The sequence below is a fragment of the Desulfomicrobium apsheronum genome, from assembly GCF_900114115.1.
Lineage (GTDB): Bacteria > Desulfobacterota > Desulfovibrionia > Desulfovibrionales > Desulfomicrobiaceae > Desulfomicrobium > Desulfomicrobium apsheronum.
Genome location: NZ_FORX01000018.1, coordinates 42,931 through 60,474 on the forward strand (window position 1 = coordinate 42,931; position 17,544 = coordinate 60,474).

Annotated in this window: 18 protein-coding genes, 1 tRNA gene and 1 pseudogene; 9 read left to right on the forward strand and 11 right to left on the reverse strand. The window is 56.8% G+C overall.

All coding sequences use genetic code 11. The annotated features are described in order from the left end of the window. Positions 1–98 precede the first annotated feature (98 nt). From BMZ40_RS14970 to BMZ40_RS14985, 4 genes are all read right to left on the reverse strand, one after another. Positions 99–1,058: an ornithine cyclodeaminase family protein gene (locus BMZ40_RS14970; RefSeq protein WP_092377598.1), complete on the reverse strand. Its 960-nt coding sequence runs from the start codon at positions 1,056–1,058 to the stop codon at positions 99–101. A gap of 89 nt (positions 1,059–1,147) precedes the next feature. Continuing rightward, the gene (locus tag BMZ40_RS14975) at positions 1,148–1,879 is read right to left on the reverse strand and encodes a LysE family translocator (RefSeq protein ID WP_218143784.1); all 732 of its coding nucleotides are present in this window, start codon (positions 1,877–1,879) and stop codon (positions 1,148–1,150) included. Between the two features lie 203 nt (positions 1,880–2,082). Then, complete coding sequence (locus tag BMZ40_RS14980; RefSeq protein WP_177193208.1) at positions 2,083–3,393, reverse strand: hemolysin family protein; 1,311 nt, start codon at positions 3,391–3,393, stop codon at positions 2,083–2,085. A 157-nt stretch (positions 3,394–3,550) separates the two neighbouring features. Then, a complete protein-coding gene (locus tag BMZ40_RS14985; protein ID WP_218143785.1) occupies positions 3,551–3,724 on the reverse strand; it encodes an ion channel in 174 nt (57 codons plus the stop codon). A 606-nt stretch (positions 3,725–4,330) separates the two neighbouring features. Here BMZ40_RS14985 and BMZ40_RS14995 point away from each other — a divergent pair. From BMZ40_RS14995 to BMZ40_RS20200, 4 genes are all read left to right on the forward strand, one after another. Beyond that, positions 4,331–4,693 carry a tlde1 domain-containing protein gene (locus tag BMZ40_RS14995; RefSeq protein ID WP_092377609.1) on the forward strand — a complete coding sequence of 121 codons (363 nt, stop codon included), beginning with the start codon at positions 4,331–4,333 and terminating at the stop codon, positions 4,691–4,693. 4 nt (positions 4,694–4,697) lie between these two features. After that, positions 4,698–5,171: a hypothetical protein gene (locus BMZ40_RS15000; protein WP_092377613.1), complete on the forward strand. Its 474-nt coding sequence runs from the start codon at positions 4,698–4,700 to the stop codon at positions 5,169–5,171. A 273-nt stretch (positions 5,172–5,444) separates the two neighbouring features. Continuing rightward, positions 5,445–5,690 carry a CopG family ribbon-helix-helix protein gene (locus tag BMZ40_RS15005; protein ID WP_092377615.1) on the forward strand — a complete coding sequence of 82 codons (246 nt, stop codon included), beginning with the start codon at positions 5,445–5,447 and terminating at the stop codon, positions 5,688–5,690. Position 5,691: 1 nt separating this feature from the next. After that, the gene (locus BMZ40_RS20200; RefSeq protein ID WP_092377617.1) at positions 5,692–5,970 is read left to right on the forward strand and encodes a type II toxin-antitoxin system RelE/ParE family toxin; all 279 of its coding nucleotides are present in this window, start codon (positions 5,692–5,694) and stop codon (positions 5,968–5,970) included. A gap of 153 nt (positions 5,971–6,123) precedes the next feature. Here the strand turns inward: BMZ40_RS20200 and BMZ40_RS15015 are convergent, their stop codons facing one another. Beyond that, on the reverse strand, positions 6,124–7,308 hold the full coding sequence (locus BMZ40_RS15015; protein ID WP_092377719.1) for a TsoY family (seleno)protein: 1,185 nt from the start codon (positions 7,306–7,308) through the stop codon (positions 6,124–6,126). 130 nt (positions 7,309–7,438) lie between these two features. Next, entirely contained in the window at positions 7,439–8,158 is a 720-nt protein-coding gene (prxU, locus tag BMZ40_RS15020; protein ID WP_092377620.1) for a thioredoxin-dependent peroxiredoxin, read from the reverse strand. A 564-nt stretch (positions 8,159–8,722) separates the two neighbouring features. Here prxU and BMZ40_RS15025 point away from each other — a divergent pair. From BMZ40_RS15025 to BMZ40_RS15030, 3 genes and pseudogenes are all read left to right on the forward strand, one after another. Next, positions 8,723–10,219 (forward strand): cache domain-containing protein, encoded by a 1,497-nt coding sequence (locus BMZ40_RS15025; RefSeq protein ID WP_092377625.1) that lies wholly within the window; start codon positions 8,723–8,725, stop codon positions 10,217–10,219. A gap of 214 nt (positions 10,220–10,433) precedes the next feature. After that, positions 10,434–10,502 (forward strand): annotated as a pseudogene (locus BMZ40_RS20205) (SEC-C metal-binding domain-containing protein); the annotation flags it as partial. A gap of 69 nt (positions 10,503–10,571) precedes the next feature. Further along, on the forward strand, positions 10,572–11,867 hold the full coding sequence (locus BMZ40_RS15030) for a hypothetical protein (protein ID WP_245751124.1): 1,296 nt from the start codon (positions 10,572–10,574) through the stop codon (positions 11,865–11,867). A gap of 235 nt (positions 11,868–12,102) precedes the next feature. On the opposite strand, the gene BMZ40_RS15035 is transcribed toward BMZ40_RS15030, so the two are convergent. From BMZ40_RS15035 to BMZ40_RS15055, 5 genes are all read right to left on the reverse strand, one after another. Further along, entirely contained in the window at positions 12,103–12,849 is a 747-nt protein-coding gene (locus BMZ40_RS15035; RefSeq protein ID WP_092377632.1) for a Fic family protein, read from the reverse strand. 279 nt (positions 12,850–13,128) lie between these two features. Then, positions 13,129–13,213: transfer RNA gene (locus BMZ40_RS15040), tRNA-Leu, on the reverse strand. A gap of 85 nt (positions 13,214–13,298) precedes the next feature. Next, a complete protein-coding gene (secG, locus tag BMZ40_RS15045) occupies positions 13,299–13,643 on the reverse strand; it encodes a preprotein translocase subunit SecG (protein ID WP_092377636.1) in 345 nt (114 codons plus the stop codon). A gap of 16 nt (positions 13,644–13,659) precedes the next feature. Then, positions 13,660–14,415, reverse strand: a complete 756-nt coding sequence (gene tpiA, locus BMZ40_RS15050) for a triose-phosphate isomerase (RefSeq protein WP_092377640.1) — start codon at positions 14,413–14,415, stop codon at positions 13,660–13,662. Next, entirely contained in the window at positions 14,412–15,593 is a 1,182-nt protein-coding gene (locus BMZ40_RS15055) for a phosphoglycerate kinase (RefSeq protein ID WP_092377643.1), read from the reverse strand. Before BMZ40_RS15055 ends, tpiA begins: the two co-directional genes overlap by 4 nt. 207 nt (positions 15,594–15,800) lie before the next feature. On the opposite strand from BMZ40_RS15055, the gene BMZ40_RS15060 reads away from it, so the two are divergent. Together BMZ40_RS15060 and BMZ40_RS15065 are read left to right on the forward strand one after the other, a co-directional pair. After that, positions 15,801–16,238 carry a GNAT family N-acetyltransferase gene (locus BMZ40_RS15060; protein WP_177193210.1) on the forward strand — a complete coding sequence of 146 codons (438 nt, stop codon included), beginning with the start codon at positions 15,801–15,803 and terminating at the stop codon, positions 16,236–16,238. Continuing rightward, positions 16,235–17,404: a M20 metallopeptidase family protein gene (locus BMZ40_RS15065; protein ID WP_177193211.1), complete on the forward strand. Its 1,170-nt coding sequence runs from the start codon at positions 16,235–16,237 to the stop codon at positions 17,402–17,404. Before BMZ40_RS15060 ends, BMZ40_RS15065 begins: the two co-directional genes overlap by 4 nt. Positions 17,405–17,544 lie beyond the last annotated feature (140 nt).

Here is a 17,544-nt window from a genome sequence, read left to right on the forward strand (position 1 = left end):
CTTGTTTCAAGGGGAGCTGGAAGTGGGCCTGCCACATTCGCATCAGGTCGTCAGCATCGGGTCGCCAGCTTCAGGTCGCCAGCTCCAGATCGGCAGCGTCAGGCCGTCAGCACCAGGCCAAGCTCGTCGGCCTTGCGCAACGCCAGGGAACCGACGGCGATGTCCTGCAATGCCATGCCCGAACTGTCGTAAATGGTGATTTGATCGGCGCAGGTCCTCCCCGGCGCCCCGTTCAGCACCGCTCCGATGGGCGTGATGCGGCCGGGATCCGCCAGTCCGGCCTTGTGGGCCGCCTCATATTCACCGATGGCCAGGGACTGCTGCATCACGTCGGCAAAAAGCGACGCACCGGCCACCAAGGCCGTGTCCAGCTCCTGCTTGCCCGGCTGATCCGCGCCCATGGCCGAGATGTGCGTGCCCGGCCGCACCCATGCCGCCTCGAAGAGCGGACCGCGCGAGGCGGTGACCGTGACCACGATGTCGGCGTCGGCCAGGGCCGCCTGTGCGCTCACGCACGCGGCGTCGATCCCGAGTTTTTCGCGGATGCGCCGCGCGAACGCATCCCCTGCCTGCGAGGAGCGGTTGACCACGAAAACCTTGCCAATGGATCGCACTTCGCGCACGGCCAGCAACTCGAACCAGGCCTGGTGCCCCGCTCCGAACAGGGCCAGGACGCGGCTGTCCGGACGGGACAAATGGCGCACGGCCACGGCGTCCGAGGCTGCGGTGCGCAGACAGGTCAGATGCGAGGCGGCCACGAGGGCCTCGGGGTAGCCCGTGTCCGGGTCCAGCAACAGGGTCGTTGAGGCATGGGCGGCCAGCCCGCGCGCACGATTCCCCGGCCAGTAGCTGCCGACCTTGAGGCCCACTTTCCGGCTGGCCCCGATGAGGCCGCTCTTGATGCTGAACGAGGTCCCCTCGTCGGGTCCATGCCCCTGCGCCACCGGAAAAACCGTGGCCAGACCACACCCGTATTCCTTGAACATGGCCTCCACGGCCTCTATGGCTTCGGCCATGCTCACGACCCGGGCCGCAACATCCTCACTGACGAATTTCATGCATCCCTCCAAAAATTGATCTAAAATTCACTCCATCGAGACAGGGACCTCGCTTTGTCCGCCTGTCGATGCCCGCGCCCTCTGAAACCTCAAAACAACGCGCCACCACCAAAACCCAGCAGCCTAAGCCCATCACGAAAAAGCAGCAACGCCAAGACGATGAGCACAAGACCGAGCGTGCGCATGGTCCAGACATACACCGCGCCCCTGAAGAAGGATCTCGACGAGCCTACCAGGACGGCCAGTGCAATCTTCGACCCGATGAGGCAGGCGTAGAAGCCCGCGACAAACGCCGCCGGAGCCCAAGGGCCCTCCACCAGGGCCTTCGTCATCGTCGGCGCCCCGACACTGAACCAGAAGAGATAGGGATGCGGACTCAGCATGTTGGCCAGAATGCCCTTGCGCAGCGAGCGTTTCTCCGCATTCCCGACCTGAAGATCGAAGCCCTTGGCGCGCACGCTTTCGTAACCCATGGACAGAATGAAAACGCCGCCAGCGATGGAGATGATTCCCAGTATGCCGTGGAAAGACGACAGCCTGGAAAGCACGAAAAGCGTCAGAAGGATGATCGGAAAATCGGTGACAACGGGGGCAAGGGCGACCCTGATCCCGGATCTGATGCCGTGCCGGAGCGTTTCCGAAATGACCAGCGTAAGCAGCGGCCCCGGCGCGAACCCGGCGGAAAGCCCCAGAACGGCTCCGATTGTCAGATAGTATCCCATGTCGATCCTGCGCAAAAGAAGGATGACCCGGTCAAGGCCGCACGAAGCGGACCCCGGGCCGTGAAGCCCGAGGACATAGTTCGCATCTTTGAAAGACACAAGCCGGCGCGCAATCCGACCGGCCGTTCCGGCGCAGCGTCGCCGCGCGTCTGAACGGCCGAATTTGTCGCAAGGCGTGGGAAGGCGGCCGATTTCAGTGGAAATTCACGGAAAACGTCCCGTCCGGGACATTGATTTTGCCGCATGAAAAAGTGTCTGGTTTTCAATGGCCATCCGGCAAGTCGAGCCGACAACTGCCGCCATCACGACCCGCCAGGATCGTCGCCCTCAAGCCGGGAAATGAGAATCTTGTCGAGCCGTTGCCCGTCCATGTCCACGATTTCGAATCTGAACCCGTGGTAGGTAAAAAACTGCGACTCACTGGGTATGTCGCCGAGATGATGCAGAATGAATCCGCTGATGGTGTTGATCCCCGGAAAGGACTGATCCGTCGGCACGTCGATGCCCAGCCTGTGGAAGACGTCGTAAAGCGGCGCGTGGGCGTCCACCAGCCATGAACCGTCCTCGCGCCCGGCAATGAGCGGAACTTCCAGGGAGTTCTCCCTGATTTCACCGACGAGGGATTCCAGAATGTCCGTCAGGGTGACGAGCCCCTGGATGTCGCCATACTCGTCGACGACGATGGCGATCTTGTTTCCGGTCTCCTTGAAAGCGCCCAAGAGGGACATGGCCGAAAGCGTTTCCTGGATGAATATCGGTTCCTGGAGCACGCTGCGGATGCTCTGTCCGCCGAGGCTCTTTCCGTAGAGGTCCTTCACGCTCACGAAGCCGATCAGGTTGTCCGCCGAACCTTCCACCACCGGATAATTCGAGTGGTTTGCCTGGCGCAGGACCTCGGCATTTCTCTGCTCGCCGTCGGCCACGTCGATCTGCACCACGCGCGACCGATGCGTCATGACAGCCGAAACGCGCTGATCCGCGAAGTGCATGACGCGGTTGAGCATGTCCTTTTCCTCCGGTTCGATAATGCCCCTGGCCCGGGCCTCATCAATGACCGATCTGAAGTCCTCTTCAGTCAGCCCGCTTCTGCCTTCGCCAATCCCAAGTATCCTCGCGAGGAGGTGCACATTTCGGGAGACGAGCACCACGACGGGATGGGCCACGGCCTGAACGAACGTGATGACGGGCGCAATGGCCTTGGCCCAGCGATCGGGATTGGAAAGGGCGAGCTTCTTGGGCAGAAGCTCGCCGAATATGAGCGTGAAATAGGTGATCACGGAGACCGTGATGAAGACGGCGGCGGTCTCGGACACCTCGGCGGACACATCGAACGCCTCGGCGATTCTCAAGGACAATCCTCCCGAAATCGTGGCGCCGCTGAAAACGCCGGTGAGTATGCCGATGAGGGTGATGCCTACCTGCACGGCGGACATGAATTTCTCGGGATGACCGGCCAGACCCAGGACCAGGCGCGCCCGGGCGTTTCCCCTTTTGGCCTCTCGTTTGAGCGCATGCCGCCTGGATGTCAGGACGGCGATTTCGGACATGGAGAAGACGCCGTTGACCGCTATGAGCAGGAAAATAAAGAAAATCTCAAGCGCGAGTATGGTCATGACGACTCCCGACCTGTTGCAATGTTCATGAATCACGGGTCCGCATGACATACCTAATTCGATCCACCACGAAAAGCAGGCTTCCTCTGAAGATCCCGAGAAAAGCGATTGCGAGCCGCCTGACCGCCGGCAGTTCATGTCCAAATTACGGACTCCTTCACCTCAACGTCGGAAGATGAAACACGGCGGCCAGAGCCTTCCCAAGCGGCGTGACCGAAGAGATGCCTCCATAGCCCACCGTGGTCAGGGTCACGATGGTCCAATACTCGGCTTGGGGGACCGTCGGGCTGGTGTCTTCCACCTGGCCCCAGATTGGCACAAACCCAATCATGGCCCTCATCCTTTCGTGATCGTTCAAATGCAACAAGGCGATCACGAGCGGGGTCTCGTTGGTGTTCACCCCGTTTCAATACGCCCTCATGATCCCTTTTCTGCGTCTTGGAGAAACGATCCTTGACGTCGAGCATTTCGAGACAACGGTTCCAGGCATCATAAAAATCGTGTTTACGGATCCAATCGGCTCATTCGCCATTCTCGGCATCCCCCTTCTCCATGCAATACTCGGCTGGATCAGCGCCTGGGCCCTGGTCGGCCCGGCTTTGTTTTTCCCGACGCGTTGGCTCATGCGACGGATATCGAACAGAGTTTCCTGACCAGACTTTTCAATGCCGTTTAACAGCCCCCAGCACCTAAGATGCTGAGGTTGCACCCACGATAACGCCCGGCTTCGTTGTCGATCCTCCGCAGCATGCCTGCCGTGAAAGTTTCCGCCTTTCGCCTACACAAGCGTGAACAATACGCTGCCTGAAAAGCTCGCCCGCAGGGGGCGCGGCGGAACGCCTCGAAGCGATACAGATTCCCCCCAATATCCCCGGCCTCTGAAATCTGGCACGATTCAAACTTTGAAAACCTTAACGCCAATCAAGGAGAATCAAGCATGCCATGGCATTACAATCAAAGATCAGGCAAAATCGTCGGTCCCGGAGGGGAGGAATACCAGGGATACAGCGGGCGCGGAGTCCACAAGAATGAGCCAAGATCCGAAGCGATAGTCGATTCTGGCCCGATTCCCTGCGGCACATGGCGCATCAATCTCGACCATTACGACAGCGCCACTCTGGGACCTTTCGTGCTGAAACTGAATCCTGTCGGCCACTCTGCGCACGGAAGAACCCATTTCAGAATTCACGGAGACAAAACAGGTGCCTTGGGCACCGCATCCAAAGGGTGCATAGTCTTGAGTCGCGAAGCTCGGAAAGCCATTGTCAGAAGCGGCGAAACCACTCTTGAAGTGAGGTAGGAGCGTGAAGCACTTCTCTTTGATCCTCGCATCGTTACTCATGTTCATGGCGCTTCCAGCATTTGCGGATAAACATTTTGTGGACGAGACCATTGAGGAAAAAAAATTCGAGTTCATTGTGCATCAAGCCTGCAAAGATATTTTCGTAAACACAGATATCTTAATTGCGACACGAAAAGAATCCGACGCTGCTTTCAGCCTGATCTGGCAATTCTCTGTTGCCCGCAATATTCCAATCCAGCCAGTGGCTGCAATCAGTCTTTATACGATACTTGGGAGTGATCCGACGGACGAGTGCAGTCTTCCATTCATTGAAGAAGACATCGAAACGGCCATTGTATGGAGCCGCAGATCAATCGATGCTCTTCAATCTTTCACCATGAATGGCGAAAAGGAAGAACAAATGCGTAGAGCATGTCTGAGCAATATTGAGGCTATCTACCTAAAGATGATTGAGGAGGCGGAAAAAGTAAAATAGGTCGTCATCCCCTTGAAGAAGGGGATCCATTCTTTCCTAAATATCTGAAAAGAATGGATTTCGCGCTATAGCCCGACATGGCCCGCCTACCCATGCTGGGCACACGTTCGCGGGAATGACACGCAGGTTTTTCGCGACTTTTGGCAGTGTCGTCTTTCAATGCCTTTCTGTGATTATTCGGCAAACATCAAAAAATGTCGACTTTTCAACTCCACTGTCTCAACTTGGCAGCGCAGTCATTTGTAGTTACTCTGACTGCATGGAGGAACCACTATGAACCCATCAGAAACCGTATCCACCAGTTTTCGGGCATCAAAAGACAAAATTGAGCGTATCGACGCGATCGCCACGTCTATGGGTAGAAGCCGCAACTGGCTCCTGAACAAAGCGTTGGACGACATTCTGGAGCATCAGGCCTGGTTCGTGGAGGAGGTCCAAAAAGGCATTGAGGCCGCCGATAAAGGCGAACTCGCATCCCCGGATGAAGTGACAGCGATCTTCAACAAATACGGGGCATAAGATGCCCAGATGGACAAAACTCGCCATAAGAGACCTGGACAGCGTGCTTGAGTACATCGCCGCCGATGATGCCGAGTCTGCCCAGCGAGTCGCCCAAGCGATCCGGTCAGCCAGCGAACGTCTGGACCAATTCCCCCAGATGGGCCGGAATGGAGCCGAAATGAGCACAAAGGAACTTGTAGTACCTGGACTGCCGTATATATTGATCTATCGACAGCAAGGCCCCGCAATCCAAATTTTAAGGCTTCTACATTCACGTCAAAAATGGCCACTAACATGATTTAGAAGGCACAAGAAAAGCGGCTAACATATATAATGACGACTTTTTGCAGTGCCCTCTGAGCGTGGCGTGACGCAAGTCCCTAATCACATACCCCACGACACGCTCACACCGCTGCCCCTTCGTGTCTGGACGACCTTCCGTATCGCTATCTCACGCTGCCCTGAAATGCTTGCGATTCAAAATGAAGACCAGCCAAGCGGTCACAACCTGAATCGCAACTGCCAGCACCGAAATTGTCCAGTATCCAAACGAGAACTTAACGATCAGGCCTGCGTCCACAAGCCCGCGATTGAGCCAGAAATGGATCATTACAGCCAGTGCCACGCCTGGACAGACGAGGGCATAGGAACCCACCGAAGCCTCGCGGCCGGTGACATATTTGGCGACATAGCCCAACCGGCACAGTACAAGCCCGGTCAGCAAAGCGAACAGGAGTTGGGCCGAAAGATACTGCGAGAGCATCATCAGCCGTTCGGCCCCGCCGCTGGTCAGGCCGAAATGATCGTCAAGGCCATGGTTCTGGCGCAACGACAGGATGCCGATGATGGTCAAAAACGGAATGAAGACCGAAAGTGTCGGGGCTGTCTCGATGTTGGCCCCATTCTCTGCCAGTGATCGAATCCCCAGAACCAAGGCGATGGCTGCGATCAAAGTGGCGGCTATCAGGAAAAAAGTCGAAAGGACCAGCCCCGTTCCGGCCATCAAAGGTGCCGCAGACAATCCTGCAGGCGCCGACAGACCGACGCCGATCATGGCCAGGGCGAACGCGGGCAGGGCTTGGGCGAAGGAATTGTTGCTGGAGCAACTGAATCCGCCGGACGTCATCACCCGTCCCATGAAGCTTCCAAGCATGCGGAAAGCCAGAACGCCGATGGCGAGAAAGGCAAGAATGGCCAGAGGAAAAAGGTACTCTACCACGCTCCACAGACCCGGCACGAAGACCATGCCCAGAATGAAGCAGACGTTGACCGTCATGGCCAAGGCCAGGGGCATGGCCAGCAACTGCGTCTCGGCGTTGGAGGAACACAACTGGGCATAGGCGGGTGTGCGTTTCCACTGTCGAAACCGGACCAGGTTCCAGAGCAGGTATTTGATGTTCAAGAAAGCGTAGAAAGCGATCCCCGCCACCGCCAGGGCGATCATGACGCGAACGCCTGCCCCTCCGGCGATAAACGAGGCAACAATATCCTCGAACACGGGAACCGAGCGACCAGGGTGCCTTGTCCAGTGCATGAGCCACATGAAAAAAGTCACGGTCAGTCCTCCACAACCAAGGGACGTCAAAAAATAGAGTGGCGCGTAATTGTCAGACGGCCTGCTTGATGCTTCGGTCATGTCATCCTCCTTTTCCATACTACGGGTCGGTTTCAGTTTCCACGGGTTCAGCATGCGCAATATCCGGCGCACAAATGAAAAAAACGGCGCCTGAAAACAGACGCCGCCGCTCCAGATTCAGGCGACAAACCTAGTCAAAGGCATTGTCGACGCTCCAGACCTCCCAAACCTTGCCAACCAGGCCCGGACCAGGTTTCAAGGTTTGCTTGCCCGGTCTCCAGCCCGAAGGCGTGGCCTGAGTTCCCTTGCTTTCGCGAACGAGTTGGAAAGCCTGGATTTCCCGCAGGGTCTCGGGGATGTTGCGACCCACGGGAGGAGCCAGAACCTCGAAAGCCTGGATGACCCCATCCGGGTCGATCAGGAAACGACCGCGCACATCAACGCCGCCTGCTTCGTCATATATTCCGTACATCTTGCCGACATTCCCTCCCCCGTCGGAGAGCATGGGAAAAGGCACGGTCCCCGCCGTGACCATCTTTGACAACTCGTCATCGACCCACATTTTATGAACGAATATGCTGTCCGTGCTCATGGACAGCACCTGCACGCCAAGCTTGGCGAATTCGTCATGCTTCTCGGCGACCGCCGAGATTTCGGTCGATCAGACAAAGGTGAAGTCACCGGGATAGAAACACAAAACCACCCACTTTCCCAGGTGATCCGACAACTTGACCGAGGTGAACCCTCCGTTGAAATAGGCCGGGGCGGTGAAATCGGGAGCTTTTCTTCCGATCTGAATCATGGGGCGAACTCCTTGTGAAACAACTGTGGGTTGAACGTGCTCTTCAGGTGCCTGCTGTTCGACTTCCGCCGTGGGACGGGTGCAGCTTACCGCCAACTCTTCTTCCATATAACCTCCAGGCAAAACATTAATTAGTAACGATAGCCTTAATCGATAAGTCATACCGTAACCCATAGAGAGATCTTGAGCAAGAATAGTTAACATTTTCTAAGTCCTCCCCTTTCGGTCGGATAATACAACAGCACCTCTCATCCAGCTGGGAAAACGTACGCAGAACTCATATATCAAACGCTTCAACCGGACTTACCTCGCCGATTTCTTGGCCATCCATCTCTTCAACAGCGTGTCAGAGACCGAAGAAGCCTCGAAGATTTTCCTTCCTAAATGCACCAAAGATAGGCGCCAACCAAAATTCAACTCGGAGTCTCTACTCCAGGCGGGCTCTAAAACAGGAAACTTTACAGCAGAGCACGCCTTCCATACAATGCCAACTGGTTGAAATATTGGACTTGAACCATCAACTATTTCTGCAGACAATAGCCATTAAAAGCTCCGGATCTTCGCAACGGATATATTGTCATCACGTATCAACGCCCCGGCTTGGCTGATACCGACCAAAAACCTTGCACTGACATAAGCTCAATAGTGACGAGGCAGAGAGGAGATTTACGGATGAATAAACTGTTCTGTTTGGCCGGCATGTTGATGTCGTTCTTTCTCGGTTCGCTGTTCTTGAGCGGTCCGGCGAATTCCATGAACGAGCCTTTTGCGTGGCCCTATGCGGACCTGCAGGTGTTGCGGACCCAACGAGTGACCCAGCTGGAAAGCGTCCTCGGTCGACTCGAAGAAAAAGCCCGTGCGGCGGCCTTGGACAAGGTGATCGTGTCTGTGCTTGAGCTCTCGGCGTTCCATGCCCAGGCGCTGCGCCAAGGGACAGTCGACGGCGATTTTGAAGTCAAGATTTCCGAGATGAAGGAAAGTTTTCGCCGATATTACATGGAGAATTATTACCTTTTCTACGACATTCTTTTCATCGACACGACCGGAGCCGTGGTCCACAGCCTCCGGGGAGAAAGCGACCTCCAGACAAACCTGACCGCTGGCGAGGCGGCCTCTTCGCCGCTGGGTGCCTGCATAAGCCGGCATCCAAAGAGCGAGGTGTTCATCGACTACCATGACTATACGCCTTCGTCTGAACCCGCAGCGTTCCTGGTGGAGCCAATCCTGAAACAGGATCGATTGTTGGGATGGATCGCCTTGCAGTGTTCGGTCAACAAGATCAACGCCTTGTTCGCCCCGACCGGAGAAGAGTACGAAACCATGGAAACCCTTCTCGTCAACGAAAAGGGGATCATGCTCACGGACTCCCAGTTCTTCGGCGACACCAGCGTGCTCCGGGCCCATCTGAACTTTTCCAATGTGCCCTCGAAGTTCGCCCAGGGCCAAGGACGAATGGAGGTAACAGACTACCGTGGGCAGGAATGCCTGACGACTTTTCAGGTAGTGGACTTCAAGGGAGCGCGATGGCTGGTGGTGGCCAAGGTGGACAAAGACGAGGTTGTCACCAAAGAATTCGCCCTGCATAAGCGGTACTATACCCAGCGACTGCTCCAGGCGATGGCCGGGCAAACCTGTCCGGCGATGAATCCACCGGCGCAAAGGACAAAAAAAACGTCCATACGGGTGGACATGGATGAATTCTATCGAGCCGAACGCAGCCAGGGCCTTCGTACCTTCGGCATATCGACCTGTACGGGCTTTCTTGCCGTCCCGCCCGGTGAATTCGCCTATCTGGCGCATGTAAGCAACAAAGACCAGACATACGGCGGAACGGAAACCAACCTGTTGGATCAAATCCTCGAAAACATAGAGCGTTTCGATGTTTCCCGTAGCGGGAAGCGTCAGTTGTCCTTCCTTATCGTGGCCCCGCATCTGGAAGGTCTGGAGGGCTCGCTGGATCAGATCCTGGACAGGGGCTACCTGCTTTCCCAAATCAACGTTCTCTCATGTCCGCAGGCCCGAACCGGCGAAATCCGCTACGACAGCGAAGGCACCGTGATCACCTGGACCGGCCCTGACCTCAACCCTTTGGGCGCGCACCATATCGAAGACGCAGCCAACCTTGGGAAACTCATGGAGACAATCATCGCTCAGGGCCCGCCGGAATGATTCTCATGAAATACAAGGCGAACACCCTGAAACGGCAAACAAATGACTGAAGGCCAACCGTTCGTCAGTTTTCCTGAAGACTAATACCAATGTGTCGTAATCCTTACGGGGCATTCCCGGTGAACACAGATTGTGGAAAATGACGAATAATCGTAGGAGTTGAATCAGAAGATGGCGTGATGCCAAAAAAATTATTTCAGGGAGACGACCTGCTGTGAAAATATCCCGGAACGCCCCATGCCCTTGCGGCAGCGGACAGAAATACAAGAAATGTTGCCTGCCCAAGGAAGAGAGTCAGGATTTTTCCTACCGCAGAATCAGCCAGACCTTCCAAAGCCTGACCGGCAAGCTCATGACCTTTGCGCAAAACACGCTTGAAGCCGATGGCATGGACGAGGCCATCGACACATTCCTGCTTTGGGGCGATGAACTCGATAACGAGACCACCATTGATGAACTCTCCCAGGTGATGGTGCCTTGGATTCTCTGTAGCTGGGATCTGACGCAGCCTGACATCGAAGAACTTGATTTTGAAATTGCGCTCCCCGCCGACACCACGATCGCGGAACTCTACCGGCAAAAACGATCAAGCAAGATCGACAGCCTGGAACTTCATGTCCTTGAATCCGTGGGTCGCCTGGTCTTTTCGTTCTATGAGGTCACGGCTGTCTTTCCGGGTAACGGCTTTGCCTGTCTCGACATTCTCGCCGGCAGTTCGCACAGGGTCACCGATCACAGCGCCTCGGAGTGGCTGGCTCAAGGGTCCATCTTGTTTTGTGCCATCTCCAGGGTCGACGACGTAGAATTTCTTTCCGCCGCGAGTCCCATATCCTTCCCTCTGCCATGGAAAACGCATGTCATCGACCTGCGCACTTCCCTGATTGGCAGGAAAGAAGCGCTATCGACGGAGGATCTGCCAGAATACGAATTTGAGATTCGCCAAGTTTTTCTGGAATTGTACGCGGCGGCCAACAACCCTCCATCTTTGTCGAACACGGATGGCGATCCTCTATCCCTGCAAACCCTTCACTACCGCATCTCAAGCCCCAAAGATGCCTTTGACGCACTGGTCCACCTCTGCGTGACGGAATCACCAGAACAGCTCCTTGAAAACGCCGACTATACCGATAGCGGTGAACTTGCGGGCGTGACAATCCCCTGGAGTCGGCTTGAAACAGCGAAAGCCACGCCAATGTCAAACACCATCCTCGGCTACATAGACATCGAAAGTGAATCCATGACCGTCGAAGTGAACTCGGAAAAAAGAGCGGCTGAAATCCGAGAAATCATTACAAACCTGATGGGCGACAAGGCGCATTACAAAACCACAAGCATCAAGCCCATGCGTGATCCTGGGGAGCGCGCCGAAGACGATGAAGACCCGCTTGGTTTCCACAACAAGATGATGCAAGACCCTGCGGTCAGGGAGCACATGGAAAACATGTTTCTCGACCACTGGGGTCAATGGGTCGATACCCCTCTTCCGATCCTTGACGGGCAGACACCCAGGGAAGCGGCAAAATCACCCAGTGGACGGGAAAAAGTCGATGCCCTGATCCGCAGCGCGATCAATAACTCCGAGAGAAGCCCTGATCTCGAAGTTCAGAAGAAAGGAATCGACCGTGCGCGTACGGAGCTTGGCATTTAGAAAGCTCAATAGTTGCACAAAACATGTGCGTTTTGTGCAACTTAATTATTTTTACCAACTGTATAGGCATCCGCCCCACCCATCTCGACCTTCACCCCGTATTTTCTGCCGAGCACGCAGGCCACCAATGGCAGCGAACGCACACAGCCCATGTATCGATCATGAAATCCTCCAAATACGAAAAGCCCCGGAGCTTGTGACTCCAGGGCTTTTCGTTCGTTGTTGTGTTTAACGGCTAGGCTATGCCAAGCAGATACCAATAAGGGGCGAAACTTTGCTCGACCAGTTGGGCAAGTTGCTCAGCGAATGGGGCGTAATCCGCGTCCTTCCCCGCCTTGTCCAGATTCTCGTAATAGGCGGCCCTATCCTCCACCGGGATGATCACGGTCGGAAATCCTGCCCGCATGAGTTCCAGATTCATGACGAGTCTTGAAGTCCTGCCGTTGCCGTCCCGGAAGGGATGAATGATGACCAGATCGGCATGCACCCTGGCAACCCTTTCCACCGGATGAAGGCTTTGAGCCTCGCCCCGGTACCAGTCGAAGAAGCTCTGCATGCGTTCGCCGACATGGAGATGATCAGGTGGCGTATGCCCTGCACCTGAGATGATGACGTTGCAGCCGCGATAACGCCCGGCTTCATTGTCGATACCCCGCAGGACAAGCTGGTGCAGATCCTTCAAAATGCGCTCATCAAGCGGGATGTTCTCCTGCACGAGACTTTCCAGATAGGTAATGGCATCGGCATGGTTGATGGCTTCGAGATGATGTCTCAGCGGTTTGCCACCGATGGTCAAACCTTCTTCCAATACCACTTTGGTCTCCATGAGGGTCAGCGTGTTCCCCTCGATGGCGTTGGAATGGTAGGTGTACCTCAGCACCATGTCCTTGCGCAGGTTTCGGACAAGTTCCGGCGCAAGGGGACGATGAGCGTCGAGCCTGGACTTTAGCGCGTCCAGATTGGCGAAGGCGTCATGGTGCATGGCATGTCCTTTTTGACTTTTGAATTTGGTAAACGCGTTGCCTTCCCATGTCCAGCTAACCTACCACAACTCGCGATTAGACAACACGACCTGCATGGGCATGTCCACAATACTCGCCCCTCCATCAATCGAGAGAGATAGGAAGCCTTGCGTCGCCATCTTCATTTTAAAAGATAGCCTCCATTTTCACGGCCAAGAACGAATCCGCAACCCTCGCTGGAACTCTGAAAAAGAAAAAGCCGCTGAAATTTTTACATTTCAGCGGCTTATCTTTTTAGATGGTGTCGAAGGGGGGACTCGAACCCCCACGGGATACCCCACTACCCCCTCAAGATAGCGTGTCTACCAATTCCACCACTTCGACATCTAAGCATTCAAATTTGCGAACTAATCCCGCAAACCGGAGAAGCAGTCTTTAGCGATGCTCCACTGGTTTGTCCAGTATTTTTTTACTGATTTTTTTCCTGGCCTGCAGATTCTTCGGCAGGGGCCGTGGTGACTCCGGCGGGAGCTGTGGGAGTCTGGGTCACGGGCATGTCGATCACGATGGATTCCTTGGGGGAAGTGTGCTTCTGCGTGCTGACGTACGTGAAAATGATGGAGGTCAGAAAAAACACGGTCGCCGCTCCGGCAGTCAATTTGCTGAGCAAATTGCCGGCACCGGTGGATCCGAAAACAGAGCCTCCGCCACCACCGAAGATTATCCCCATTCCCTCCTTGCCGGATTGCAGCAAGACGAGAACGACAAGGGTGACACAGGCAATGACATGTATGGTTATCATCAGGGAGTTCAAAAAAATACCTCCTAAATTATGCGAGCACGATCTGGCTGAAACTGCTCGCTTTGAGACTTGCGCCGCCTACCAGCACACCGTCCACATTGTCAAGGCGGATGATGGCGGCGGCGTTGTCCGGCTTGACGGAACCGCCGTAAAGAATGCGGATTTGAGCGCCTTCGCTCGGCAACAACGACTCAAGCTTGGAGCGCACCAGGGCATGCGCCGCCAGGATTTCATCAGGTCCGGCCACATCGCCGGTGCCGATGGCCCAGACAGGCTCATACGCAACCGCAAGGTTCTCCGCCGTGGCGGTGGACAACACTCCGGCCAACCCGCTTTCGAGTTGGCGTACCAGAACTTCCTCGATCTGGCCCAGTCTCCGCTCGACGCTGGTCTCACCGATGCAGAGGATCATCTTCAGGCCGGCTTCAAGGCCAAAGGCCACCTTCCTTCCGATCAACTCGTCCATCTCGCCAAGAACGTGTCTTCGCTCGGAGTGACCAGCCAGGGCGTATGTGCAGCCCAGGTCCAGAAGCTGCTCCGGGGCGACTTCACCTGTAAAGGCTCCCTGCGCTGCGGGATAAAAATTCTGGGCCCCGGAGTGGCAGCCCGCTTTCCCCGCGAGGATGGGACACACGGAGTGCATCATGGTGAACGGCGGGCAGACCAGCACTTCCCTGTCCTGGGGCAGTGTGCCGAGCAGCGAGACCAGTTCCCTGGCCGTGGCCACGCCCTCCTCCACCGTCTTGTACATCTTCCAGTTGGCGGCCATGAGCAGCTTTTTCATGACTTGTTCTCCAGGGCTGTGAAGGCAGGCAGCTCCTTGCCTTCCAAAAATTCCAGGAAGGAACCGCCGCCGGTCGAAATGAATGAGAACTTGTCCGCCATGCCCATCTGCTCCACGATGACGTTGGTGTCACCACCGCCGAGAATGGTCATGCCGGAAACGGCTCCTACCATCCGGCACAGATTGATGGAGCCCTGGGCAAAAGCCGGATTCTCAAAAGCGCCCATGGGCCCGTTCCAGATCACTGTGCCGGCGTTCTTGATGACCTCAGCGAAAAGCGTGTGCGAGGCGGGGCCGGTGTCCAGGATCATCTCGTCAGCAGGAATGTCCTGATAGGTCCGCACGCCAGACGCGATGCCGCCCTTGGGGTCGGTGCCCAGGATGAAATCCACGGGCAGATAGAACTTCACGCCCTTTTCCCGCGCCTCGACCATGATGGCCATGGCCTCTTCCAGCAGGTCATCCTCCACGAGCGAGGTACCGACCTCAAAGCCCTGGGCCTTGCGAAAAGTGTTGGCCATGGCGCCGCCCACGATCATGGAGTCGACCTCTTCCAAAAGCGCCTTCAGGATGCCAAGCTTCGAGGAAACCTTTGCGCCGCCGATGATGGCCACGAAGGGGCGGGCCGGATTCTCCAGGGCTTCGCCCAAGTACTGCCATTCCTTCTTGAGCAGCAGGCCGCCGCAGCAATCCTTGATGTATTCCGTAACCCCGACCACGGAGGCATGCGCACGATGGGAAGCGCCAAATGCGTCATTGACGTAGACATCTCCAAGCTTGGCCAGCTCACGGCTGAAATCGGGATCATTCTTGGTCTCGCCGGGATGAAAGCGCAGATTTTCAAGCAGCAGAACCTCGCCGGCCTTGAGCCCTTCGGCCATGGCCTGAACCTCGGGGCCGATGCAGTCCGGAGCCATGCGCACCTCGCGTCCGAGCAGCTCCGCCAGGCGCACGGCCACGGGCTTCAGGGAGAATTCCGGTGCCGGAGCGCCCTTGGGCCTGCCAAGATGGGAACAAATGACCAGGGACGCGCCACTGTCCAGTGCCAGCTTCAGGGTCGGCAGACTCTGTTTGATGCGATTGTCGTCGACAATGGTCTCGCCCTTGAGAGGCACGTTGTAGTCGACGCGCATGAGGACCCGTTTGCCGCTTACGTTCAATTCATCCAGAAATTTCATATTATCTTCCTCCCATGGGGCTTTGGCTTTGATGGACGCGGACACGTGCCCGCTCGATCTTTCGTAAGGGAATCAGCAAAAAATGACAATGGCCGGACCAAAACAGATCAGGCTTGATTGCCAATATCCGCTTGATCCCGGCTCTCAAAGTACGCACAATGAATGCTTATTTTCTACCCGCGACCTGGCAGCTCAAAGGACTCCACCATGCACCAAATTCGTATATCCCCCATGTCCATCAACGACCACGCAGCGGCGATGGCCCTGTGGCAAAACACCCCCGGCATAGGTCTGTCTGCGGCTGACGAAGCGAAAGCCATGCAGTCCTACCTGCAGCGCAATCCGGACCTGAGCCAATGCGCCTGGGCAAACGAGCTTCTTGTCGGCACGGTTCTGGCCGGTCATGACGGCCGCAGGGGCTACCTGCATCACCTGTGCGTGCGCGATGACTTCAGGCACCGTGGCGTCGGGCGCCGGATGATAACGGGCGCCCTTGAGGGGCTTGCCGCGCTCGGTCTTGAAAAGGCTCACGCCTTTCTGTTCACGGACAACGAAACCGGACGAAAATTCTGGGATCGGATCGGCTGGACATGGCGCACCGACATTGGAGTCGTGTCCGTGACCATCGAGGAGGCGCTCAAATGAGTACGAACCTGCTGGCCCTCGCCCGTGAACAACTGGACCATGTGCGTTCCATCCGCCGCGAACTGCACCGCTTCCCCGAGGTCGGGACGCAGCTCCCAAAGACGCGGGCGCTGGTGCTGCGCGAACTCGGCAAGCTGAATCTGAGCGTGCGCGAGGACGTGGGCGGCGGGATCGTCGCCGATCTTCGCGGCCCGGACGGAAACCCGCGCATCGCGCTGCGCGCGGACATGGACGCGCTGCCGATCCAGGAAGAATCCGGGCTCGAATTCGCCTCCGAGATTCCGGGCCAGGGCCATATGTGCGGTCACGACGCCCACACGGCAATGCTGCTGGGCGCGGCGCGACTGCTTGCCGGCCAAAGAGAGACCTTGCGTGCCGGAGTGCGTTTTCTCTTCCAGCCCAACGAGGAATTCCAGCCGGGCGGAGCCAGGGCCATGGTGGAGGCCGGATGCCTGGACGACGTGGACGCGGTCTACGGCCTGCACGTCTGGCCCGGCAAACCCACGGGCTGGTTCGGAACACGCAAGGGCCCCCTCATGGCCCGTCCGGATGTTTTCTCCATCACGCTCACAGGCAAGGGCGGTCACGCCTCGGCCCCGCATGACTGCGCGGACCCAATTCTGGCCGGGAGCCATCTGGTCACCGCGCTGCAAGGCATCATCTCCCGCCGGGTAGCGCCGCATGAACGGGCGGTCCTGAGCGTAACCCGCTTCGAGGCCGGAAGCAGCTACAACACCATTCCGGACAAGGCGTTCCTGCAAGGCACGGTACGCGCCTTGACGGAGAGGACCGGCAATTTCGTGCAGGCCCAGATGCAGGAGCTAGTCGGCAACTTGGCGCAAGGCATGGGCGTCAAAGCCGAGCTTGATTACGTGCGCGGTTTCCCGGTGGTGGTGAACGATGCCGCGAGCACGGCGGGGGCCGTTAAATTGCTGCGCAAACTTTCAGACAACGTGGAGGATGAGGTAGAGCCGGTCATGGCGGGAGAGGATTTTTCGTACTACCTGAACAAGGTTCCAGGATGTTTCATCTTCATGGGCTGCGGAGCCTGCGACGCACAGGGACAGGGTGGACTGCACAATTCCTGCTTCCGCCTCGACGAAGATTGCCTGCCCTGGGGCGTGGCGGCCCTGGCAGGATTGGTCCGTAGGGGCGGTCCTGCGTGACCGCCCTTCTTCGGTCCTGCGTGACCGCCCGGGCAGACACGTAGGTTGGGCAGACACGTAGGTCTGCCCCTACGGGTGTTATGGTGCCCATTGTTTGGGATTGCGGCGCGATGGGGGGCGAAAAATTTTTCGCCCCTACG